Annotated in this window: 21 protein-coding genes and 1 tRNA gene; 17 read left to right on the forward strand and 5 right to left on the reverse strand. The window is 47.0% G+C overall.

Features of this window, described 5'->3' with window-relative positions; all coding sequences use genetic code 11:
- Positions 1 to 999 precede the first annotated feature (999 nt).
- Positions 1,000 to 2,253 (forward strand): transcription termination factor Rho, encoded by a 1,254-nt coding sequence (gene rho, locus ACM64D_RS12140; protein WP_415063554.1) that lies wholly within the window; start codon positions 1,000 to 1,002, stop codon positions 2,251 to 2,253.
- A gap of 64 nt (positions 2,254 to 2,317) precedes the next feature.
- Here the strand turns inward: rho and ACM64D_RS12145 are convergent, their stop codons facing one another.
- Complete coding sequence (locus ACM64D_RS12145) at positions 2,318 to 2,668, reverse strand: hypothetical protein (protein ID WP_415063490.1); 351 nt, start codon at positions 2,666 to 2,668, stop codon at positions 2,318 to 2,320.
- Between the two features lie 336 nt (positions 2,669 to 3,004).
- Here ACM64D_RS12145 and ACM64D_RS12150 point away from each other — a divergent pair, with 336 nt between their 5' ends.
- The 4 genes from ACM64D_RS12150 to murA all read left to right on the forward strand — a co-directional run bounded on the left by ACM64D_RS12150 (position 3,005) and on the right by murA (position 6,584).
- On the forward strand, positions 3,005 to 3,250 hold the full coding sequence (locus tag ACM64D_RS12150) for a type B 50S ribosomal protein L31 (RefSeq protein WP_415063491.1): 246 nt from the start codon (positions 3,005 to 3,007) through the stop codon (positions 3,248 to 3,250).
- A 129-nt stretch (positions 3,251 to 3,379) separates the two neighbouring features.
- Complete coding sequence (gene prfA, locus ACM64D_RS12155; protein WP_415063492.1) at positions 3,380 to 4,453, forward strand: peptide chain release factor 1; 1,074 nt, start codon at positions 3,380 to 3,382, stop codon at positions 4,451 to 4,453.
- 3 nt (positions 4,454 to 4,456) lie between these two features.
- Positions 4,457 to 5,338, forward strand: a complete 882-nt coding sequence (prmC, locus tag ACM64D_RS12160) for a peptide chain release factor N(5)-glutamine methyltransferase (RefSeq protein WP_415063493.1) — start codon at positions 4,457 to 4,459, stop codon at positions 5,336 to 5,338.
- On the forward strand, positions 5,331 to 6,584 hold the full coding sequence (gene murA, locus ACM64D_RS12165) for a UDP-N-acetylglucosamine 1-carboxyvinyltransferase (protein ID WP_415063494.1): 1,254 nt from the start codon (positions 5,331 to 5,333) through the stop codon (positions 6,582 to 6,584). Before prmC ends, murA begins: the two co-directional genes overlap by 8 nt.
- Positions 6,585 to 6,759: 175 nt before the next feature.
- On the opposite strand, the gene ACM64D_RS12170 is transcribed toward murA, so the two are convergent.
- Positions 6,760 to 7,155, reverse strand: a complete 396-nt coding sequence (locus ACM64D_RS12170) for a hypothetical protein (RefSeq protein WP_415063495.1) — start codon at positions 7,153 to 7,155, stop codon at positions 6,760 to 6,762.
- A gap of 271 nt (positions 7,156 to 7,426) precedes the next feature.
- Between ACM64D_RS12170 and ACM64D_RS12175 the strand changes: the two genes are divergently transcribed.
- The 5 genes from ACM64D_RS12175 to ACM64D_RS12195 all read left to right on the forward strand — a co-directional run bounded on the left by ACM64D_RS12175 (position 7,427) and on the right by ACM64D_RS12195 (position 12,851).
- Positions 7,427 to 10,312, forward strand: a complete 2,886-nt coding sequence (locus ACM64D_RS12175; RefSeq protein ID WP_415063496.1) for a tetratricopeptide repeat protein — start codon at positions 7,427 to 7,429, stop codon at positions 10,310 to 10,312.
- 24 nt (positions 10,313 to 10,336) lie between these two features.
- Positions 10,337 to 10,645 carry a hypothetical protein gene (locus tag ACM64D_RS12180; protein ID WP_415063497.1) on the forward strand — a complete coding sequence of 103 codons (309 nt, stop codon included), beginning with the start codon at positions 10,337 to 10,339 and terminating at the stop codon, positions 10,643 to 10,645.
- Positions 10,646 to 10,660: 15 nt separating this feature from the next.
- Complete coding sequence (serS, locus tag ACM64D_RS12185; protein ID WP_415063498.1) at positions 10,661 to 11,953, forward strand: serine--tRNA ligase; 1,293 nt, start codon at positions 10,661 to 10,663, stop codon at positions 11,951 to 11,953.
- An 86-nt stretch (positions 11,954 to 12,039) separates the two neighbouring features.
- A tRNA-Ser gene (locus ACM64D_RS12190) sits at positions 12,040 to 12,129 on the forward strand.
- Between the two features lie 95 nt (positions 12,130 to 12,224).
- Positions 12,225 to 12,851: a DedA family protein gene (locus ACM64D_RS12195; protein WP_415063555.1), complete on the forward strand. Its 627-nt coding sequence runs from the start codon at positions 12,225 to 12,227 to the stop codon at positions 12,849 to 12,851.
- 16 nt (positions 12,852 to 12,867) lie between these two features.
- Here the strand turns inward: ACM64D_RS12195 and ACM64D_RS12200 are convergent, their stop codons facing one another.
- The gene (locus tag ACM64D_RS12200) at positions 12,868 to 13,551 is read right to left on the reverse strand and encodes a substrate-binding periplasmic protein (RefSeq protein ID WP_415063499.1); all 684 of its coding nucleotides are present in this window, start codon (positions 13,549 to 13,551) and stop codon (positions 12,868 to 12,870) included.
- A gap of 17 nt (positions 13,552 to 13,568) precedes the next feature.
- On the opposite strand from ACM64D_RS12200, the gene ACM64D_RS12205 reads away from it, so the two are divergent.
- The 6 genes from ACM64D_RS12205 to queF all read left to right on the forward strand — a co-directional run bounded on the left by ACM64D_RS12205 (position 13,569) and on the right by queF (position 18,773).
- On the forward strand, positions 13,569 to 13,712 hold the full coding sequence (locus tag ACM64D_RS12205) for a hypothetical protein (RefSeq protein ID WP_415063500.1): 144 nt from the start codon (positions 13,569 to 13,571) through the stop codon (positions 13,710 to 13,712).
- Positions 13,713 to 13,845: 133 nt separating this feature from the next.
- Positions 13,846 to 14,313 carry a nucleoside deaminase gene (locus ACM64D_RS12210; RefSeq protein WP_415063501.1) on the forward strand — a complete coding sequence of 156 codons (468 nt, stop codon included), beginning with the start codon at positions 13,846 to 13,848 and terminating at the stop codon, positions 14,311 to 14,313.
- A 58-nt stretch (positions 14,314 to 14,371) separates the two neighbouring features.
- Complete coding sequence (locus ACM64D_RS12215; protein WP_415063502.1) at positions 14,372 to 16,411, forward strand: hypothetical protein; 2,040 nt, start codon at positions 14,372 to 14,374, stop codon at positions 16,409 to 16,411.
- Positions 16,401 to 17,732, forward strand: a complete 1,332-nt coding sequence (locus ACM64D_RS12220; RefSeq protein WP_415063503.1) for a hypothetical protein — start codon at positions 16,401 to 16,403, stop codon at positions 17,730 to 17,732. The genes ACM64D_RS12215 and ACM64D_RS12220 overlap by 11 nt, the downstream gene beginning before the upstream one ends.
- Positions 17,729 to 18,214: a hypothetical protein gene (locus ACM64D_RS12225; RefSeq protein WP_415063504.1), complete on the forward strand. Its 486-nt coding sequence runs from the start codon at positions 17,729 to 17,731 to the stop codon at positions 18,212 to 18,214. Before ACM64D_RS12220 ends, ACM64D_RS12225 begins: the two co-directional genes overlap by 4 nt.
- A gap of 46 nt (positions 18,215 to 18,260) precedes the next feature.
- Positions 18,261 to 18,773, forward strand: coding sequence for a preQ(1) synthase (gene queF / locus ACM64D_RS12230; RefSeq protein ID WP_415063505.1), 513 nt, complete (start codon positions 18,261 to 18,263; stop codon positions 18,771 to 18,773).
- Positions 18,774 to 18,787: 14 nt separating this feature from the next.
- Here queF and ACM64D_RS12235 read toward each other — a convergent pair whose 3' ends face one another.
- The gene (locus ACM64D_RS12235) at positions 18,788 to 20,548 is read right to left on the reverse strand and encodes a methyl-accepting chemotaxis protein (protein WP_415063506.1); all 1,761 of its coding nucleotides are present in this window, start codon (positions 20,546 to 20,548) and stop codon (positions 18,788 to 18,790) included.
- Positions 20,549 to 20,787: 239 nt separating this feature from the next.
- Between ACM64D_RS12235 and ACM64D_RS12240 the strand changes: the two genes are divergently transcribed.
- Positions 20,788 to 22,266 carry a methyl-accepting chemotaxis protein gene (locus ACM64D_RS12240; protein WP_415063507.1) on the forward strand — a complete coding sequence of 493 codons (1,479 nt, stop codon included), beginning with the start codon at positions 20,788 to 20,790 and terminating at the stop codon, positions 22,264 to 22,266.
- Here the strand turns inward: ACM64D_RS12240 and ACM64D_RS12245 are convergent, their stop codons facing one another.
- Positions 22,267 to 23,196, reverse strand: a complete 930-nt coding sequence (locus ACM64D_RS12245; RefSeq protein WP_415063508.1) for a hypothetical protein — start codon at positions 23,194 to 23,196, stop codon at positions 22,267 to 22,269.
- Positions 23,197 to 23,209 lie beyond the last annotated feature (13 nt).

Here is a 23,209-nt window from a genome sequence, read left to right on the forward strand (position 1 = left end):
TTACGAAAAATTAATAGGTGGTCGAGCTCATTTTTATTAAAATGACGTAAATTTTTAGGAAACTGGACTCATTTAGAAACATATTTAAATATCCGAAATACCTTCAAATCTGCAAAACTCACGAAGTGTTTAGCTGTGATACAAATTCTATTTACTGGACCAAAGTTAGATCCCCCTGGTCTAGCTTTGGAGGGCGAAACTTCTCATTTTGAGACGCCCTTTTTTTGGGTCAAAAAAGATGAAGGAGGTCTCACAAGCGACAAAACGGGGGTCTTGGCGGGCCTTCAAAAAGGTTCCGAGGAGTTTGTAAATTTATAAGTAATTACAGCTCTTTGTGATCTATTCGAGGGTGGCACCCATTTTTGGAGAAAGAGGATCTGGGTCATCTCAAAAAAGATTTTCGATTGACAAGGGATGGCTATTTCAAGGAAAGTTAGGGCAAGCATAACAGTTTAGTTCCAATCGGATCAAACTTCTTAAATCTTTCTCACTCGTTCTTTATTTATTCCTACAAGGAGAATTTGTTTGTCTGAACCCAAAGATTCACAAGGCGTTGAAGTCGTTAAAAAGCGCACTCGCTCAAAGTCTGCTGAAGAGACACCCGCTGAGTCTGCACCCGTAGCTGCTGCGGCCCCCGCACCAGCTACCGAGCCTCCTCCTCCCGCTGCCAGCGCCCCAGCAACAGCTCCAGCCCCTCAAGAGCCGCAACAACAAACTCAAAGGCAAGACCGCCCCCAACACCAACAACGCCGGGACTTCCGCCCCAATAACCGTGACAATCGCGGGGACAGAGACAATCGTGGAGACCGTGGCGACAGAGGCGATCGCGACCGTGGTCACCGTCATGGTGGCGGTGGCGGACAACGCCGAGACTTCCGTAACGACAGACATCGTGATGAGGGACAGCCCCTTGGTGATGATGCCCACGCAACACCTCCAGCACAAACTCAAGAAGTTGACTTGGCCGACATTCAATTGACCGATGAAGAAAAAAGCTGGTTGTCTTCAAAGGATTTGAAATCAAAAAACATCACTCAGCTCACGGAGCTTGCGACTAAACTTAAAATTGAAAACGCCGCGGGCCTTCGTCGCCAAGATATGATTTTTGAAATCTTGAAACGCGCCGCAAAGCTCGGACAAGATATTTACGGCTCTGGTGTTCTTGAGATCTTGCCGGATGGTTACGGATTCTTGCGTTCGCCCGATTACAACTATCTTCCAGGTCCTGATGATATCTATGTCAGCCCGTCGCAAATTCGTCGTTTTGGCTTAAGAACCGGCGATACGGTGACAGGAACAGTTCGTCCTCCGAAAGATGGCGAACGTTATTTTGCACTTTTAAAAGTTGATTCTCTGAATTTTGAGACGACGGAAAATGGAAAAGACAAAATTCTTTTCGACAACCTGACGCCTCTTTATCCGAACGAAAGACTGAAGCTTGAGCACAGCCCCGGCGAATACACAACACGTGTTGTGGATTTGATGGCTCCTCTTGGAAAAGGTCAGCGCGCTTTGATCGTGGCGCCACCAAGAACTGGTAAAACAGTTTTGATGCAACAAATCGCCAATGCAATCACTCACAATCACCCCGAAGTAAAACTCATCGTTCTTTTGATCGACGAGCGCCCTGAAGAGGTGACGGATATGCAAAGAACCGTTAAGGGTGAAGTCGTATCGTCTACGTTTGATGAACCACCGACTCGTCACGTTCAGGTTGCAGAGATGGTTATTGAAAAAGCGAAACGTTTGGTTGAGCACAAGCATGACGTCGTCATCTTGCTGGATTCCATCACGCGTTTGGCTCGTGCTTACAACACGGTTGTTCCGCCTTCTGGAAAGATCTTGTCAGGTGGTGTGGACTCGAACGCCCTTCACAAGCCAAAACGTTTCTTCGGTGCTGCTCGTAACATTGAAGAGGGTGGATCTTTGACAATCATCGCAACGGCGTTGATTGATACAGGATCTCGTATGGACGAGGTTATCTTTGAGGAATTTAAAGGTACTGGTAACGCCGAGATTCACTTGGATCGTAAGCTCATGGAAAAGCGTATCTTCCCATGTATGGACATCAACAAATCAGGGACTCGTAAAGAAGACCTTCTTGTTGAGAGAGCCGATCTGAACCGCTTGTGGGTTTTGAGAAAAGTTTTGGCTCCGATGAACGTCGTCGATGCGATGGAGTTCTTGTTGGACAAGGTTCAAGGAACGAAAACCAACACAGACTTCCTGAAAGCGATGTCGGGACCGGGCTAACGATTTTGTTAAAATCAAAAAAGCAAAAAGGAGTCCTCGCGGACTCCTTTTTTTATTCCAACAGTTACTGTCTTTTCAGCGAATCCGTCTCGCATCCGCCGTATAAAGTGCCGTTGATGATTCCTTCAAATGGATAAACAAAATCCGACATTCCGTCAGAACCTTCTTTGGTCAGATCGACCTCCAGATATTGCGTAACCCCCTCCGCAGAAATTTTCAGAAGGCCGCCCTTTTGATAGATCACGGATCCATTCAGCTCCACAGAGCCGTCTTGGGGAGAGTCCACCTTCACCTTATTGGTGTCAGAATTATAAGTGACGGTCAGAAAAGGTTCAGTGAAATAGCAGTAGATGCTTTCAGCCTTCGCTGTTCCAGTCAGAACCAGCAAAACAGTGACAAGAAAGAGTGGTTTCATCGGGTGCCTCCCTTGGTTTTTGCCAGAGTAGTGAAGCCTAAAATGAGCGGCAAGAAGCAGCTTAAACTGTCGTTAAAAAGCAAAAGTGGACTTTGTTGATAGAGGGGGAGGTCTTGAATTTATCGGGGCGGATGAATTTTCAAGGGAATACGGGCGGAACTTGTGATATAAGTTAAGATATTGAAAATACGAGATTATTTTTAAACCAAAGAGGGCCTTCATCGGCTATGTTGTTGCTAAAAAAAGCAGCGATTTATGCTCGACAGGGGGGACCCAGTGTGTTAAACCCTTTTAGCTTAAGACCCATAGTTTTGACTATTTATAAGGAATCAGGTCATGAAACAGAACTTACATCCAAAAGTAAATACCGTTGTATTTAAAGACATCTCTTGCGATTACTCTTTCTTGGGAACAACAACCCTTCACTCTTCAGAAACAGTAAAATGGGAAGACGGTAAAGAGTATCCATTGGTTAAAGTTGAGATCTCTTCTGCATCTCACCCTTTCTTCACTGGAAAACAACGTGTGATGGATACTGAAGGTCGTATCGATCGTTTCAAAAAACGTTACGGCAAGAAATAAATTTCGGCCCTCCAATCGGAGGACGTTCTTGTATGAAATGCGGTTCACTCTTGGAGCCGCATTTTCGTTTTCAGTTCTCACAGTTTAAAAAATCATCTTGATGTACCAACGGAATTAGAGGCGGTTCGCATGTTCTCGAAGTTGAATGAGGTGGAATCTCGTTACGAAGAAGTCAATATGGCTCTTCAAAGACCCGATATTGCTTCCAATCAAACTCAGTACCGCGCTCTTATGAAAGAGTTGGGAAATCTTGAGAAGATCGTTGTGGTCTATCGTGACTACAAAAAGAAGACTGAAAACCTTAAGGCGAGCAAAGAGCTTTTAACAGCCGAACAAGATTCTGAAATGCGTGAGCTGATCCGTGAGGAAGTGAAGGAACTTGAGGCCGCGATCCCTGAGTTGGAGCAGCAGCTTAAAATTGCATTGATTCCGAAAGATCCGAACGACGATAAAAATATCATCCTCGAAATTCGTGCCGGTGCCGGCGGTGATGAGGCCGCTCTTTTTGCCGATGAAATGTTCCGTGGATATATTCATTATGCCACCTCTCAAGGATGGAAAGTCGAAATGCTTTCTTATTCTGAAGGGAATGCCGGGGGCGCCAAAGAGATCATTGCCAGCGTTACGGGTGAATCGGTTTTCAGTAAACTTAAATATGAAAGCGGTGTTCATCGCGTTCAGCGCGTTCCTAAAACGGAGGCTGCGGGGCGTATTCACACCTCGACCGTGACGGTAGCGGTGATTCCTGAAGTCGAAGTTACGGAAATTAAGATCCCTATGAGCGATGTTCGTATTGAGACCATGCGCTCTCAAGGGTCTGGCGGTCAGTCCGTCAACAGAACAGAATCGGCAGTCCGTGTTGTTCATATTCCCACAGGTTTGGATGTTAAGTGCCAAGAGGGAAAATCCCAGTCCGCCAACAGAGAGCGCGCTTTCCAGATCCTTTACGCAAAATTGCAGCAGATCGAAGATGAAAAGGCCCGCAAAGAGGCTTCGGATGTTCGCCTAGAACAAATCGGCACGGGTGATCGCTCAGAGCGAATTCGCACCTACAACTTCCCGCAGACCCGCATCACCGATCATCGCATCGGTTTGACCATCCATCAGCTAGACCAGGTCATGAATGGTTCATTTGAGTTGCTGATTGATCCGCTCGTTGCTAACTTTCAAGCAGAGGCACTTAAAAGACAGACCTCTGCTTAATGAATGAAACTTAAAGAAATCCTCGATAAGACGACTGCCTTTTTCAAAGATAAAAAAATCGAGACTCCCCGTCTTGATGCCGAGCTGTTGTTAGCCCATGGTTTAAAGCTGGATCGGATTCAGCTCTACCTTCGCTTTGATCAGCCTATGAAGGAAGACGAGTTGGTTGTGTTGCGGGAGCTGGTTCGTCGTCGTGCCTCAGGAGAACCGGTGGCCTATATTCTTGGCTATCGGGATTTTTATAAATACCGCTTTGAAGTCAATTCGTCAGTCCTCATCCCCCGACCTGAAACGGAACATATTGTTGAAGAGGTTTTGTCGTGGGTAAAGACAAACGACGACACAATCGGAATTCTTGATTTGGGGGCCGGATCGGGCTGCATTGGCTTGAGTCTTCTTAAAGAACTTCCTAATGCACGATTGGTTTCTGTCGACATGTCCGAGTCCGCGTTGGTCGTGGCAAAGCGCAATGCTCAGATGTTGGAAGTTTCTGACCGGGTTAAGTTTGTTCACGCAGATGCCGCTCAATGGGAGACCATTTTGTCGGTTTACAAAGAGTGGACTGGTTTTGATAAAATCGATGTTCTTGTTTCCAACCCACCCTACATCGCCCCACAAGACCCGCAGGTGGAAGAAAATGTCCGAAAGTTTGAGCCCTCCACGGCGCTTTTTGCTGAAGACAACGGACTTGCACTTTTAAAATCCTGGTCGCAGCTTTATGGAAGCCAGCTCAACACTCCGGGTCTTATGCTTATGGAGATGGGAATGAGTCAGGGGGCTGCGATGAGGGAACATTTTCAGAACTTAAAAATATTTAACGAAATAAATGTCATCAAAGATCTTTCCGGGCATGATAGAGTGATTCGTGGAGTAACGCATGGATAAAATGGTTGTCATGGGCAATGGCCCTTTAAAAGGTACTGTCGCTACGAGTGGCGCAAAAAACGCGGCTCTTCCGATTCTCTTTTCAACACTTCTTGCTGAAGGGGCGCATGTTTTTAAAAACGTTCCGAAGCTTAAAGATATCGAATCCACCGCAGAGCTTTTGCACAGCCTGGGATGCGAAACGAAGTGGGTTGGCGATGAGTTTCATGTGACAGTCAGTCCGCTGCAATCCTATGAAGCCTCTTATGATCTTGTTCGAAAAATGCGCGCAAGCTTCCTTTGTATGGGGCCGATGTTGGCGAAATACGGTGAGGCCGTCGTTTCCCAGCCCGGCGGTTGTGCAATCGGAAGTCGTCCGATTGATCTTCACCTTGAAGGTTTTAAAGCCCTGGGTGCTGAGATTACCCAAAGAGAAGGATATGTTCATGCGGCTGCAAAAAAACTTAAAGGCGCGACATTCCTTTTTGAAACCGTCACGGTGGGTGGTACTGAGAACGTCATGATGGCGGCAGCTCTTGCCGAGGGCGTGACCATTCTTGAAAACGCCGCCAAGGAACCAGAGATCGTGGATCTTGCAGAGTATCTTAACAAGATGGGAGCAAAGATCACGGGTCATGGAACCAGCGTGATTCGCATTGAAGGGGTTTCTAAATTGAAGCCCGCTGTGCACTCGATCATGCCCGATCGAATTGAAGCCGGAACATTGTTAATTGCCGGAGCCATCACGAAGGGTCAGGTCACGGTCACGAAGTGTGTTCCTGCCCATTTAGAAGCTTTGATTTTGAAAATGCGCGAGGCGGGTTTTAAAATTGAAACCACGGCCGACACAATGACCGTTTTTCCATGTGATAAGTGGGAAGCGGTGGATATCACGACGGCTCCCCACCCCTTGTTCCCAACGGATCTTCAGGCGCAGTTTATGGCTCTGATGACAGTGGCGCACGGAACCAGCGTGATTACGGAAACGGTTTTTGAAAATCGTTTCATGCACGTGACAGAGCTGACTCGCCTGGGTGCGGATATCACTCCCAAAACGCGAGTGGCCGTTGTGCGTGGGCAGCCGGGTCAGTTGACTGGGGCGCCGGTGATGGCGACAGATCTTCGTGCCAGTGCGTCCTTGGTTTTGGCGGGGCTTGTGGCAAGTGGAGAAACGGTTGTAAATCGTATCTATCACTTGGATCGTGGTTACGAAAAATTGGAAGACAAACTTTCAAGTCTGGGTGCGAAGATTCGTCGAATCGACTAAATGGTTTTAAAAAGTAAAATACGTGAAGGCTTCCTCAAAGGGAGCCTTTCTTTTTTTGCGTAAGTTGAAAAAGAAAAAGGCCTACAAGGAGGGGATCCGTAGGCCTTTTAAGGGATAAAAAGAAAAGTCTCAGCCCGCGGAGGGGATGGGGCTGAGACTCAATGATCAAAGGTTATTATCTAACCTCGCTGATACCGAACACAAAGAAGACGACTGCTTTGTTCCCAGAACCGAAACCAGGGAGGGGGTCCACAGTTTCCAGTTCAAAATTGGGAGCAAGTTGATGTTCAAGCTCGATACCACTAATCATAACTTTAGAACCAATAAAAGCTGTCAGATCCATTTGTGACTTCAATACGAAGAAGGATTGCTGATCTTCCATCGCCAAAACGAGAGAACCATCAGCCAAAGCCACGATTTCACCAACATGAGTTTTGAAGTTGTAATTTTGAAGCTCAGAAGCTGCGGCTTCTTCATTAAGAGCATTGTTTGGAAGAACGCCCGCGCGAGCTACTGCTGAAATCGCGAGAACTGCCAAGATGTAAAATGCGATTAATGCGTTACGAATCACTTACCGACTCCTCAAAATAACAACGAACGCTTTCTATTAAAGCAAGTCGTGTGCCAACTTGAGACAGTCCTGGAGTGGTCTTAAATTTGATTTGAGGGTCGAAGCCTGCGCTCCGCACACTCAAATCGGAACCAAGGGTAATTCCATATTGGGACGGAGGTTCTATTCTGGAACCACAATAGGTCCCTTTCCTTGACTAAAGCACAGACCTGATGGCGGGGGGCAGAGGAGCATAGTCCTCAGTAGAAAAGCTCAGTATAATCAGGTGTCTATGTCGCGTATTCAAGTTACTTGGGTTGTAAAAACACGGAATGGTCAGGTTAAGGGCCCGTATTCCACTGAAGCCATTCTTCGAATGATTGGTGAGGGCGCCTTTTCGGGTCAAGAGATGATCTCGCGACTTCCCGATGGTCAGTGGACGTTGATTTCCAAAGAGCCTGCATTTTACGACAAACTTCTTGAAGCGCTTGAGGGGGTTGTTGATGTCGATCCCAAAAAAGCACAGAAGATGGAAGCTGAGACGGTCATCACACGAGCGCCGAAGCCGCCCAAACCTCAGGCTCAAACACCCTCTTCAGAAAGCTTTGCCAATATCAAAATTGAGAAACCTCCTCAACAGGTGGATATCTACGATGCTCCGGCTTATGTGCCTCCGGCCAGCACTCCGATAGAGAACGTGTCGGCCAATAAAAAATCCGACTCGGTCATTGAGCTTTCCAATTTGAAGAACATGGAAAAGGGAGAGCTTATCCAGACTCTCCGCGTTCCAGTTTTGATTCTTGTTTTGGTGATTGTCTTTGGTGCGTGGTTTTTGTGGGATAGCGGACCGAGCGATGGATCAAAAATTCATCTTCTGGCGCCGGGAAGATCGACTTCGACATTGTCCGAAGCTCAAGTTAAAGAAAAATTGAATGAAGCTCTTTTTGCGATGGAGCAAGACACTTTTGAGTCCTATTTTTCGGCACAGAACAAGCTTGTGGCTATTGTGGAAGGGGCTCCGATGAATATCGAAGTCCGGGCTCTTCTGTGTGTGGTGTATCGGGAGTTATGGCCTTTTGCGGTCCAAGATGCCCAAGACATCAAAACAATTTCCTTTGCAACTCAGTCAACGCGGGCTCTGAATGTGGTGAGTCCTTTTGGGCAGGTGTGTGAAGCTGTGAAGCTCATGACCTCGGGTCGTTACAAGGAAGCCAAGGGTGTCGTTGAGGCGACCTTAGAAAGCAATGAGCCCTTTTCATTGTTGCCCGTGGTTTATAATTTCAAGGGCGAGCTTTTGGAGGGGGAAAAAGATCTCAACAACGCCGCCCCTTACTATGAAAAAGCCGCACAACTTTGGGAAAAATGGTTGAGCCCTCAGGTCGCTTTGGGAAAGGTCTTGTTAGAGCAAGGCGATTACACCTCTGCGGCAAGTCTTTTAAAGAATGTATTGGCGAAAAATCCAAAACATCGTGAGGCAAAAATTCTTTTAGGAATTATTGAATATCGAGGTTTTAAAAAATCAGATACGGCCTACAGCTATTTGAGCACAGCCCTTGAGGCGAAGGGTCGTATTTCGCAACTGACTGAAGCCGATGGATACGCCATTTTAGCGGAAATATTTGTGTTGCGTGGAGAGAAGAAGAAAGCTCTGGATATGGCTCAGCGGGGCTTTGCTCTGAACCCCAACAACAGCGACGTTCGTCAGTTGGTGATTCGTTTGGGGGGCTCGGATAAAATCAAGGGAGATAAGGGTAAAAACAACGAGCTTTTATATCTTGGAGATCAGTATGTGCGCCAGGGGGATTTCCTAGCCGCGCAAGCCGAATTTAAAGCGGCCTTTGAGGTCGATCCTAAGAATGGAACTGCGGCTATGAAGGCGGCCAAGTGTCTTTGGCAGCTCAATCAAAGTTTTGAGGCCATTGAATGGCTAAATAAAGCCATGAAGGCCGAACCCAAACTGGTGTCCGCCTATGTTCTTCAGGCCGACTATATGTCGCAAAGATTTGATTTTACGGGCTCGCTGCAGGTTCTGACCAACGCCCTCAGAATTGCTCCGAACAACTATGAAGTTTTGCGCGGTTTGGCCATGTTGGAGTTTCGAAAGAACAATATGATCGGCGCGATCAATTATGCAACCCGTGCAGTGAAAGCTTATGATGGAGATATCGAGACTTATATTCTTTTGTCGAAGGCCAATGGACTGCTGGCTCGTTCAGTCATGCCGATCAATAAAAAAGAAATTGAGAAGAAAGAGAACGCTGCCAAAGATGCCATTCGTTATGCGACCAAGGCTGTCGAGATAGACGCTACGAACCCAGAGGCTCAGATCACTTATGCAAAGATGCTGGCACAAACCAACGGAGTGGATTCGGGGATAGCGTATTTAAATGAGCTTATTAAACGTTTTTCGTACACCTTGGATTATCGTGTGGCTTTGGCTGAAGTGTACAAATCAGAAGACCGTTACTCGCAGTCCAAAGAAATTTATGAAAGAGTTGTTGAAGCTGATCCTCGCAACAAGAAAGGATGGCTGGGTTTGGGAGAGAGCGAAAAAGCCCTGGGTTTGAATGACAAGGCCTTGAAGGCATTTTTAAGTGCAGCTGTCTTAGACCCCACCGATGGGGAAGCCCTCTTTCAGGCGGGAAAGTTATATCTGGAAACCAGTCGTTTTGAAGAGGCGATCCAACAGTTCAAACGTGTGCAACGCCTGAATCCAAACTACCCAAGAACTTATTACTACATTGGTAAAGCGGCCTTTTCTTCGGGTGATTTTGCCACGGCTTTAGAGGCATCAAAGGCCGAGAAAAAACTAAACCCCAATGTGGCGGATTCATACATTTTGGCAGCAGAGGTCTATACCGCTCGACGCCAGTATGCGGAGTGCGCTGCGGAGTACTCTCAAGCAATGAAACTTCGCCCCCAGGGGGCTGATATCTATGTAAAGTCAGCAACGTGCTATCGTCAGTCGGGATCTTTGGATGTGGCTGAAGATATGCTGGCTCTAGCGGCCGCGCGCGAAAGTGGATTTGCGGAAATTTATCGTGAACAAGGTGCGATCTATGAGCTGAAGGGCGACACCCGCTCTGCGGCGCAGGCCTATAATAAATATTTAGGCCTCTCGCCAAATGCACCAGATCGTGTTGAAATAGAGAGCAAAATCTCAAGACTCGGCAACTAAGGACGGACAACGGAGGATTAAGCCATGGGAATCGGCGACAAAATGAGAGGACTTGCAAGCAGCGCACAAGAGGGCGTGAAATCATCGAGCCTCTCCTTCTTTCATTTCAGTTTGCGTTTTATTACAGGAATTTTGTTGGGCCTGGTGCTGGCTTTGATTGGCCAGGAGTTGATGGGCTATGGAACATTTGCTCTGCTTTTTGTCATGGTCGTCGTACTCGCCGTCATTATAAAGTTGTTGGCGAGCTGGAGCGTCAGTCAGATTTTAATTTTTGATTTGATCTGCGTCCTTGTCGCCATGCTGTTGAGAATGTATATATTGGTCGCGCCGTAGAAAAGGATTCTTGAGATGATCGACATTAAACTTCTGGAAAAAAAAGCTGAAAATGGACCTTCTTATTACGATGAGTATAAGCAAGGGCTTATCAATCGCGGAGCCTCCACGGAAATTCTTGAGCAAATTACGGAGCTCAATAAAAAACGCAAAGAGATGATCACTCAAGCGGAGTCCGCGAAGGCCAATCAAAACAAACTCAGTGGAGAAATTGGCAAACTTAAGCGTGAAGGCAAAGATGCGTCGGCGATTTTGGCTGAGGTGGATGTTTTAAAGGGTCAAGTGAAGGATCTTGAGGCCAAGGCCGCAGAGGCCGACCAAGAAGTGACGAAGCTCGCTTTGGTCATTCCGAACAAACCCCATTCTTCAGTTCCCGTGGGCTTGTCTGAAAAAGACAATAAAGAGATGAAGGTTGTGGGAACGCCTACGAAGTTCTCCTTCAAACCCAAGGAACATTGGGAATTGGGCGAGTCATTGAATATTATTGATTTTGAAAGAGCGGGAAAAACCACCGGAACGCGCTTTGCGTTTCTAAAGGGTGCGGCTGCCCAGATGGAGCGCGCTTTAATCCAATTGATGATGGATTTGCACTCTACTCAGCATGGTTATACTGAGATGATTCCGCCGTTCATGGTGAATAGCAATAGCTTGTTGGGCACGGGGAACTTTCCAAAGTTTAAAGAAGACGTGTTTCATCTGGAGGGGTCTGATCTTTATTTGATTCCCACAGCGGAAGTTCCTGTGACGAACTACTACAATGGCGAGATCTTGGATGAAAAAGATTTGCCACAAAGTTTTTGTGCGTACTCTCCTTGCTTCCGCTCTGAGGCCGGAAGTGCAGGAAGGGACACGAAAGGTTTAATCCGTCAGCATCAGTTCGACAAAGTGGAATTGATGACGTTCTGTCATCCAGACAAGTCTCACGAGGTGCATGAGGCGTTGACGTCCCATGCGGAGCAGGTCTTGATGAATCTAGAACTTCCCTTCCGTCGGATGCTTCTTTGTACGGGAGACATGGGCTTTGGATCGGCAAAAACCTATGACCTTGAAGTGTGGTTGCCAGGGCAGAACACGTACCGTGAGATCAGCTCGTGTTCAAACTTCGAGGACTTCCAGGCTCGTCGCGCCAACATTCGCTTCCGTTCTGCCGGAGGAAAACCTCAATTTGTTCATACCCTCAACGGTTCAGCCTTGGCCGTCGGGAGAACATTAGTGGCCATTCTCGAGAACTACCAACGCGAAGACGGCTCCGTCGCCATCCCCAAAGCTCTCCAAAGCTATATGGGCGGCAAAACCGAAATCCGCTAAAGGTGCCTGCTTCTTTTTTGGATCTACGGCGCGTCAAAGAGAACAACTGCTTGAATACCTTCGTGAAAACCCATAAAACGGTCGACGGAGAGTTGGTAGAGTGGTTGAATACACCAGTCTTGAAAACTGGCAGCCCTTCGCGGGGCTCGAGGGTTCGAATCCCTCACTCTCCGCCATTTAATAAAAGCCGCTTAAACAGCGGCTTTTTTATTTTTAAGGTACCTAAAGAGCTTGCCCTTCTTTGAGATTCCAAAGATTCTAGGCCCCTATGATGGAACTCGTCGATATTATCTTGCATCTTGATCAGCATATCCCGGAGTGGATCACCTTTTTTGGCCCCTGGCTTTATGTCATTCTATTTTTAATTATCTTTGCAGAGACTGGCCTTGTTGTGACTCCGTTTTTGCCGGGGGATTCATTATTATTTGCCCTGGGGGCGTTCACAACTATGGAAAACGGTCTGAACCTTTGGATTCTTCTTTCAAGTTTGACCATCGCGGGAATCTTGGGAGACACCGTCAACTACCACATTGGAAAATATTTGGGTCCCAAGGTTTTTGAGGGGAATTCGCGCATCTTCAAAAGACAGTATCTTGATCAGACCCACGCTTTCTATGAAAAGTGGGGTGCTTTCACGATCGTTGCGGCTCGCTTTGCGCCGATTGTTCGCACGTTCGCGCCCTTTGTGGCGGGCATTGGTGAGATGAAGTATCGCCGATTTCTTTTATATAATGTCATCGGTGCGATCGCCTGGGTTTTTCTGTTTGTTTTGGCGGGACATTTCTTTGGAAACCTTCCCGTTGTAAAAAGAAACTTCCACGTCGTGATTTTTGGTGTGATCGGCGTGTCCTTGTTGCCGATGGTTTGGCCGTGGATTTCTTCAAAGTTAAAAAAATAGAGAATCTTTGCCGCTGTTACTTTGACAGCACATCATTAGGAACTTGGCCGACGCCGTAGTAGCGTTCGGCAATTTTCTTGAGATCTCCGTTAAGTCTCATCTTTGCGAGGTTTTCAGAGATCATCGGAAAAATCTTGTCATAATGAGGATGGCTTTTTGCTATGAGGAAAGAGAGCGGCACATCAGTGATGGATGAGGGAACTTTGGCAATTTTTATCTGTGGGTGATCTTTCAAATAAAAATCTCCAGATAGATCTAACACCAACGAAACATCAATTCTGTTTGAAGCAAGCACCTTAAAGAGCTGCTCAATGTTGCTCACTTCCAAAGGGTTAATACCCGAGTGCTTGAGTATTGGAACCACGGCACTTCCACGAAGGGCGGCGACCCGATAGGACCGCAGCATTTCAACGGTGACGGAGGGGCCTTTTGTCAGAGAGCTTTTGGGGGAAACATAGGCCGCAAAGGCACCAGTGATCATGGTGATATCAGAGAAAACACCTGCACTGATTTCGTTTTTAAAATTAAGAGCTGTTCCTAGGTGGACAAATTTCTCTATGTTTCGAGGTTTTTGCATTTCCACTACGGATCGTCGCAGAGGAAAGATGTGATAGTCGGGCTTTAAGCGAAGAGGCTTAATTGTTTGCTCAAATATTTCTACCATCAGGCCCTCAACAGAACCATCTTTGCTGTCCATCATATAAGGCGGATAGTAGAATGTCGAAACCTCTAGTGACCTCGGCGGGGCTGCGTATGCCAGGCAACCCAACAACAGAACAAGAAGAGCGGATAAACAGCGCATATTTAAAGATGGTAGACCATGTGGGTGGAAAAACAAGTTTCCATTTGATTTTAGTCTAGATGGGTGTTTGCGCAGGGGCATCAGCGTGGCAAAAGTTCCTATAATTGATTTGGGGGTGCGGCCAAAACGTGAGGACCGCTTCATAGTCCAAGAGTTGACTAACGAGAAAACTCCCGCGAGTATGGGCGCCTTATGAAAAAGGAATTCATGATCAGAGCCATCGAGCTCTCTCGAAAGAACATGCAAGCTGGTGCCGGTGGGCCTTTTGGTGCCGTGATCGTTAAAGATGGAAAGGTTATTGGCGAAGGCTGGAATAAAGTGACTTCTTCCAATGATCCCACGGCTCATGCTGAAGTTGTTGCCATCCGAAACGCCTGCGAGAACGCAAATAATTTTAGCCTTGAGGGTGCTGAGATCTACACAAGCTGCGAACCTTGCCCTATGTGTTTGTCGGCGATCTACTGGGCCCGCATTGAGAAGATTTACTACGGGAACACTCGCAAAGATGCGGCCAACATTGATTTTGATGATGACTTTCTTTACCAAGAGATTCCTAAGGACATTTCTCAGCGCAAAGTGCCGATGATCCAATGTGCTCACGAGGAGGCCTTGGGGGTCTTCAAAGAGTGGCAAGCCAAGTCTGACAAGGTTCCCTACTAAAGACGAGGTTGTCCTTTCAGGACTCCTGTGCGTAAGTCTTCTTAGAGACAATAAAGGAATGAAAGCATTGAGTTCATTCCTTTTTTTATTTTTGAGCGTTCTTATCTTTAACTCTTGCGCCCACAAAGAAAGACAAGTTCCCCGCGACATTGCCTCACTGCAGGCCAACGGTGGCATGGAAGGGATCTGGTTTTTACAAGGGACCTCCTCGACTCGCGGACCCTACAATGGTGAGCTGGAGTTGAGAAAGGCCGGTGATGGCACGTTTAATGTCGTTCGTATTGTCACCTACATTAACTACTTCTTTGATGGTCTTCGGGTTCAAGAAGTTTGGACTGGAAAAGCCGTCGCCAATGCAGGCACGTTGACTGTGACCTATGATATCCGCCAAGGTGATTTTATAACAAAGTTGAGTTCGCAAAAACGTGAGGCCTCTGACTTTAGAAATCCTATTACAATTCTTGCTAGATTTTCGCCGACCTCGGCTGGTTTGGCGACTTCGTTTAGCGACAAAAAAGTATCTGATTATTCCGAGTGGATCACAACCAGACGAGATTTAGAGAGTCGACCTCTTTGGGTCAATGAGCGAAAATATTTAGATGCCAAGGGAAAAAATATTCCGCTGCTTGTTCGTGGAATTATCAAGGCATTTAAAATGGACATTGGCTATGACAAAGACTCATTGGTGAAGTCGTACAAAAACAGACCAGAATTTAAGAATGAACAGCCTTACATGGTTTTTGATCCGACGGACTTTGAGTTTTATCGCAACAACAAAGATATAATTCGCGTGGTGAACAAGATCACGGACGCCATTAGTATCACAGAATCTGCCGTTAAACGAAACGCCTACGCTCCATCGCTGGATGAAAAAGCACAGGGCTATGATCGCAATGCCGCAGACTTTCACTTGAATGAAGCCGGAATGTTGTCTCACGCTATCTTGGATGAGAAGGGGCAGCTGGTGTCATATTCTCCTGACGGAGACTCGGCCCTGTGGACGGGAATGTATCTGGGCTCTCAAGCCATGCGCTATTTGACGACGAAGGATACGGAGGCGTTGCAGAACGTGCGCAAAGCTTTAAAGGGCCTGATGACTTTGATGGACGTGACCGGCAATCCCCAGGAGTTTGCGCGAACTCTGGCGGTGTATGACCCTAAATCCCCGCCAACGGGCTCTTGGCATCGCGGCTCGGGAGCCTTCGAAAATCTGGTGTGGTTAGAGGGTGGAAACAATGACATGTTGAAGGGCCTCACTCACGGTTTTATGTGGGCCGGATTGGTGATTCCCAAATCAGACACTGAAACATGGAATGAATTAAAAGAAAAATCTCGCCGCCTGATCGATCTTAAAATCATGTCTGAGAAACCTCACAATAAGCCCCCCGCTTTGGGTTTGGCGGCGTGGATGACTGGGGACCCTTCACTAAAAGAACAATATATAAAGTCTTATGATGCCATTTCCATGAAGGTTTCCGGCTATAGCTTCGATACTTCTTTTTATTGGCACGGCACTTCGGACTGGAGTGGCATCAACCTGGGGATCGTCGGAGATATCACCAACATCACGCTAGCGGACCTTCTGGGGCAAACAAAAATTCGCGATCAGTTGCGCGAACGCTTGATGGATTCGTGGGTGACTTTTGAACCCGCACAAAGACATCTCTTGACGATGGCCGCCTATGGTTTTGCTTATAGACACGGAACACGAGGAGGAAACTTTCGGTCTGAAACCAATGACGCTCGCTTTGAGTCTGCGTTGGCTCAGTCCATATGGGGCCTCAGAGAAATTCCCTATCCGCGTCCGAACCTGACAGTCAGCATTGATCACTCGCTAAAACCAGAATGGTGTATTTCTCCAATCCCCCGTCTTTTCTGGAAGGCCGTGAAAAAGCCAGAACCGCCGATCGACTTCTTCTATCAAGGCCTCTACAACTATCCTCTCTTCGAGTATCAGGCGTTCGCAAGTAACTTTGTTTGGAAAGACTCGGCCTTCCTCTATCAAACGAGCCACAATAAGGGCGATGAAAATTCTGGAGTGGATTACCTTTATGCCTATTGGCTGGCGCGGTATGTGGGAGTGAAGAATGTGGATTAGAGGGGCGCTTTCGGCGCTCCTGATTTTTTCGCTTTCGATTTCATCTTGGGCGAAAAAGGAAGTGGTGTTTTTTGGAGGCGGTGGCGAGCCCGCCACTCCAGGGACAATCTTTGATAAAACTTACGAACAGTTTGCGCCCTTTGCAAATGGGAGTGGTTGGACGTCGCGGTCGTATTTTAATGGAGGGCATCCGCAGTCAGAAGCTTTGGCCCAAAAAATCTTGCCGAATCAGAATAAGCCCATGACAACGCAGAATATTCAGGAAGAGATCGCAAGTCTTAAAAAAAGAATTTTAAACAAGAACCTAAAAAGTGGTGATCAGGTCATGCTCACTTTGGCAACACATGGCTTGCCAGCAAGCGACTCAAAAAAGGCGCACCAGGTGGCGACCTCTGATAAGCAATTTGACTTGAACGAACTAAAAGAACTTCGAGATCTGGCAGAGAAAAATGGGGTGCAGCTTGCGATATTGGATTTTTCCTGCCATTCGGGCTCTTCCCTTGCGTTAGCGACGGATAAAACGTGCGTTGTTTCAGGAGCCTCCCACAATCTGGGGTATGTTAATGCCGGCCAGTATATTGGAAAAAGTTTGAAGTCGGGAACAAATCTAGAAGAGGCGTTTCTTTCCGCCCGCTTGAAGAGGGGAGCTCTTTCCCCGGGAACCCCGCAGATCTCAACGGAGGCCGGGAAGAAGGCGTATGAGCTGACGAAATTTCTTTCGGACTCAATGTTAGAAGCAACATCGCTGACCGAGGAGCTTGACAAAAAAGGCACTTGCGAAGGATTGAGTTCTTCACCCTATAAAAAACTGATCGCTCAGTTGCGCGAAATTCAGAAGTCGCCGGACATGTACACTCAAATTAAGATTCGCTATGAAATCGAAAAGCTTTCCTTAGAGCCGGTGTTTAAGAACTTGGAAGCGTCGATGAAAAACTATCAAGAAAAACGTTCTGGAGCGGAGCTGGCTTATCGGGCGGCTCAGCGTGAAAATCAAAAACGCTGCGTCCCTTTAGGTCGTAACCAACTTTGCGGCAACAATAGACAATGGGAATATGGGTATTCGGATCTTATGTTTCAGCAAAAAGAGGGAAAGTTGCGTGGGGATGGAATTGCTGAATTGAATATCTATAAAGAACAAGTCGCCAGCGCATCGTTTAAAAGATGGAAGTCTTTGAAAGCGCAATATGAAAAAAAAGTTTCGGGCATCTATTTCACGGCCAAAGAGGTGGCGAAGGCTGAAAGAGATGTTTATCAGATGTTATATGAGCACTTTTCGTCTCAAGAAAAAAAGGCAAATCCTTGCCGGAGTTTTGTATTATGAAGATGTGGAAAAACTTGTTAATGATGTGGATTTCTTTTTTCGCTCTGAGCGCTCTTGGCGAAGAGCCGTTTCGTTGTGGAGAGTACGAAATCAGCGGAGTGATTCGTAAGGTGGATGGCCAGAATGTTGTGAAGCTTTACGATGGTTCCATGAGTGAAACAACCTTGAGTCTGGCTCCCGATTTGGCCGAACTGGCCGAGATCTATTTGGGGAGCGCTGTGACCTTGCGTGGGCGCTTGTCTGAACCCGTGAAGAACTATCGTGGCTCGGTGGAGTCTCTGTTAAGTGCCGAAGAGGTTCGCCGCCTCACCGCCCCCGACAAACCCTACACGGCTCGTTTCATGCGAGAAGACATTAAAGAGAGAGTGCCGGACCCCCTTCATCCTGACATGGACTCGGGATTAAAGTTGATCAAGGAGCGTCCCTGCGGAGGGCGAGAGCCCACGGCAACCCCGACAAAGAAGAAGTCGGTAAAAAAGTAAGTAGCAATTGATCTTCACAATTTAATGAAATAAAAGAGCCCACATTATGAAAAAGAAAACCGGTCGAGACGCAAAAGAATTAAAAGATTTCGCTTTGGGCGAAAATCAAACTCAATACCCCGAAACTTATGCACCAGAGGTTTTGGAGGCGTTTGATAATAAGAACCCTGGAAAAATTGCGTGGACAACGTTTGTTTGTACTGAGTTTACCTCGCTGTGTCCGAAGACGCGACAACCAGATTTTGCGAAAATATTTATTAATTATATCGCCGACAAAACGATGGTCGAATCGAAGTCTTTAAAACTTTATCTTTTCAGCTTTCGCAATCACGGAGATTTTCACGAGGACTGTGTGCAAACAATTTGTGACGATCTTGTGAAACTTATGAAACCCAAATATATCGAGGTCGTTGGGGAATTCACTCCGCGCGGAGGCATCGCCATTTATCCCTACGCAAGCTACTCGTCGAAGGAAAAATTCTTTGTCGATCTTTATAAGAAGCGTCTGAGTGAGTACGCTCCAGGGAAATATTCCATGGAGCTCTCAAAGTTGTATTAGAGGTTCGTCAGGGGCTAAGCCGCCCCGTCGACGATTCCTTGCAGGGTGTGAACGAGCTGGCCGATGCTACTGACTTGACCATTCATTTGATCTGCAGAGGCAGAGACCTCTTCCGCCACCGAGGCATTTTGCTGCGTGGACGTATCCAGTTCCGTCATGGCTTTATTGATCTGTTGAATGCCCAGAGCTTGTTCATTGCTGGCGGCGGAGATTTCGCCATTGAGAACTGCCACTTTATTAATTTCCTGAACGATCGACGACAGAACAGCTTCGCTGGAGTCGGCAACGCGAGTTCCGTTTTCGACCTGCTCAACACTTTCTTTGATAAGAATACTGATGTCTTTGGCGGCCACAGCACTTCGTTGCGCGAGAGATCTTACGGCCTCTGCCACTACGGCAAATCCCTTTCCTTGTTCCCCAGCGCGTGCGGCTTCCACGGAGGCATTGAGAGCTAGCAGATTGGTCTGGAAAGCGATATCATCAATGACCGTGATGATTTCCTCGATGCGACGAGAACTGGAGGCAATTCCATTCATGGCCGTGATCAGCGTGGTAATTTCTTTTTGTCCGTTTTCAGCGACACCACAACCGTGAGCGGAAAGTTTTGCGGCCTCTTCAGCTCGGGCGGCATTTTGTTTCACAATACTGTTAAGCTCTTCAACAGAAGCCACGATTTCTTCCAGGGCGCTGGCTGACTCGACGGCGCTGGACGAAACCTGATGACTGGCTTCAGTCACTTGACCGCCACTCAAGGCAATCGAATCGGAAGCCTCATTCAGACTGATGATAGCTTTATGAAGGGGTTTGGTGAGGCTGTTGATAAGAACGACGGAGATCACGACAAGAGAAACCGTGCCCAACATGAGAATAATCGCAGTGATCCACATGTCTCGGCTGGCGCCAGCGCGGATGCTCTCGGAGGTCTTTTCGACGTCCACCAGTTCATGCAAAACGATTTCCCGAAGGCTATTTATCGAGACCGTGATGTCTTGATAAAATTGTTTCGGATCGGTTGCAAAATTTCCGGTTTGTGATTCTGCAAAAACATTTTCGTAGGCCGAGTCCACCTTTTTCCATTGATCGCCAGCCAAGAAACTTTCGATAAGCTTTCTTCCCTCAGGAGAAATATCAGAAATAGGTGATTGAAGATTTGTATAGATCCGACTTTGGAGATCCTGAAGAAGTGAAATTTGTTTCATGGTCAGAGGCTTCTTGGCGCCTAGAATGTTGGCCATATTGGCTCTCATGCGGCCCGTATACTCTTTGGCAAGCTCCAACATATTGATGCCGAGCATGTGCATTTCAATACCATCCAGAATAGAACTCTTAGAGATTTTCACCTGAGACTCAATGAGAAGCACAACCGCCTCAGTGTATTTTGCGATCACTGTCGGAGTGGCTTCTTTATCATCGGCCATCTTTCGCGCCGAGGTCAGGAGATCTTTGAGAGCCTTAACATCGGAAAGGTCTTGGTAGCCGTGCTTTTCTTGAGAGTCAGAAAAATCTGAAAAACTTTTGTCGACAAGAACGCGATGGTCTTTAAGTTCGGTCTCAGAACTTCCGCCACCTAGAAAAAGAGCTGTCTGACCACGCTCAACTTGCATCTCATGAATAAGCTGTGAGGTAATTTTGAAAAAGGCACTTCTCAGGACGATATCTTTGGCGTCTTGGGAGCGCCTGATATTTCCATACAAATGAATGCCACCATAAACCAAAGCCAGTATCAGTGACATTGATACTAGGCCAGCAATCTTAACGCGCAAACTTAAACCCATGTAAATCCTCCGGGTGGTGAAATTGTAAAAATAGTTCGGATTATTTATGAACAAATAAAGGGTCCAATGTTTATTTTCATGAGAATTTATATATTTTCCGTGTATTTGGACTAGTTTAAAACATAAGTATATATTGGCTCCAATATTGCAGCCAGGCTTGCATCTAGGTGTTATCCACCGTTGGATGAATTTCCCGAAAATTTCTCAATATGAACTGCAAATTCTCCGAATATAGCCTCATGAAAAAGCTATTCAAATTCTTCAAAGGTTTACGTGGTCGTTTTCTAGGAATTTCTGTTTTGCCGGCAGTGGGGTTTGTGACCCTATGTCTGATTGCCGTGTTTACGACGGGAAAACTTTCAACCATCCTGGATGATGCTTATGATGATTTGATTCCCGCTGTGGATCTGTTTAACAAGATGTCTACAGCGAAGGCCTCATATGGTTACTATATGTATGGAGCTCTTGCGAATAACAACAACGAGCTTCTAAAAAACTATTACACGGGCCAAGCTCAGGTGATCTTAGATCAAATGCACGACTACATTCAGCAGTTGGATGCCAAGCCTAAAGATCCAGAAGAGCTGCGCATCTATCAGAACATGGAAAAAATCATTCCGGGCTTTTTTGAAGTTTCAGAGAAGATGCTTCAAGAGCTTCAGAAGCACACTCCCGAGGGGGATCAGTTCGTCCGGGATGCCTTGAAGTTGGATGGGGCATGGTTTATTAGCTCTGCCTACGTGGATGCGGTCTTGATGGAAGAGATTGATCTGCACTTTAATCAAACGGAAGACAATAAAGTCGAAAAAGAGCTTATTCAGAAAAATTCAAAAACCGGCTTGATTGGCGTAAGTATCGTTGTTGGCCTTCTGATTTTCGGTTTGTTGTCTTGGCTGTCGGCCATCACCGGCCGTCGTATCGAGATGCTGACGCAAGAGTTGAAACAATCTATCGAAAATGTGAATCAATCGGTCGATGTTGTTACAAGCTCTGTGTCCGTGCTTTCAACGTCGGCCACACAGTCGGCGGACTCTGTAGATAAAACGGCTCATGCGGTCCGTGAGATTCGTGACAAGGTTGAGAGATCTGCGGATCACGCGTCGATTGCAGCGGGACTGTCTGAAAAGTCAGAGGAAGCGGCGACGCTGGGTGAAAAAGAACTTCAAGAGCTGATGCATTCTATGAAAGCGATTTCGGACTCTGCGAAAAAGATCGATAACTTTGTCAGTATCATTAACGACATTTCTTTCCAGACCAATCTTCTGGCTTTGAATGCGGCGGTGGAAGCGGCTCGGGCGGGAGAGGCCGGAAAAGGTTTTGCCGTGGTGGCGGATGCCGTTCGCCAGCTTTCGACAAAATCTTCGTTGGCAGCTCAAGACATCGCAAGCCAAATTGAAGACGTTACGGGAAAGATTGCCCATGGATTGTCCGTCGCAAATAAATCCGCAACGGTTTTTAGTGATATCGTGAGCTCGGTGAAGAAAGTGTCGAACCTCAATAAAGAAATTGCGGTGGCGACTCATGAAGAAAAAAGCAGTCTGGTTATGATTGATGAGAACTTGGGTGAAATCGACTCGGCGGTTCAGGCCAATGCACAGAACTCGACGATGATTTCACACAACAGTATGGATATCGCAAAACAGACAAACAAGATTTCGTCCTTGGTGATCGAACTAAATACGTTCGTTCAAGGTCACGACGACGAGAACGCGGCCTAATTAAAAGGTCGCGTAAGCATTCAGGTTGTAGCTCAGGGTTTCATAAGAAAAAACTCTTGAGCTTTTGCTGAAGACGGAACCATCGCTAGTGTCGAGGTTGGTTTCGCTGATAAGTGCGGGATTAAAAAGAAAAGGCCCAGTTCCAATATACATTCCAATTTCATGAGCGCCGACATTGGCCATGTCAGGTGTCCAATTCCCTCTCTGTGCCTGACTGTATTTCTGGTTCAGAGCGCACGCGTAGTAAGCAGAGACATTGTCATTGAAGTAATAAGACAGATAAGGAGCAAACTTTATCTGATAGTATTCCGCATCAGCGCCGACGGCTTTGTTGGGATTGTCGGCACTGTTGAGCTGAATTCGTGGGGACAGCCACGTCGCTAAAGACCATTTGGGATTCATCATCCACTCTGCATAGTAGTCCGCGCGAAGGCGACCCAGTTCTCTATTTTGTTGAGCCACGCGATCCACGGGGATGTAGTATCGCAACTCAAAGATGATGGGTTTTGAACCCCAAAGACTCCACTCAGGCTTTGCGGCTATGCGAAGCAGAGTTTCTGCGACAGCGAGGTCATTTGTGTTTAGAACTTTGTCACGACCAGTGAGCTTTTCTTTATTTGTCGCATACTGAAAATGCTGGCGCAGTTCGATCGCCCACTTGGGATTCACGTTGTAAACGGCCCCGATCCAATTCGATGAGACGACAGGTGCCTGTGCCCCCAGGGTGCGCTGTTCAATCTCATAGGTATAGTTTTCTGAACCAAGGGACAACTTCCAGGGGGATTGCGTTTCTGAGGCCGAGATGCTGGAGGATGCCACCGCTTGTTCCGGAGTCTGCACGGCCACAGTCTGTGGTAAGGTCGTTGTGCTTTGTTGGGCGAGGCCTGTTGAGCAAATAAATGAGGAAATCAATAACCCTTTGCGCAGCATAAGTGCCTCCCTA

The sequence above is a fragment of the Bdellovibrio sp. genome, from assembly GCF_047637665.1.
GTDB lineage: Bacteria > Bdellovibrionota > Bdellovibrionia > Bdellovibrionales > Bdellovibrionaceae > Bdellovibrio.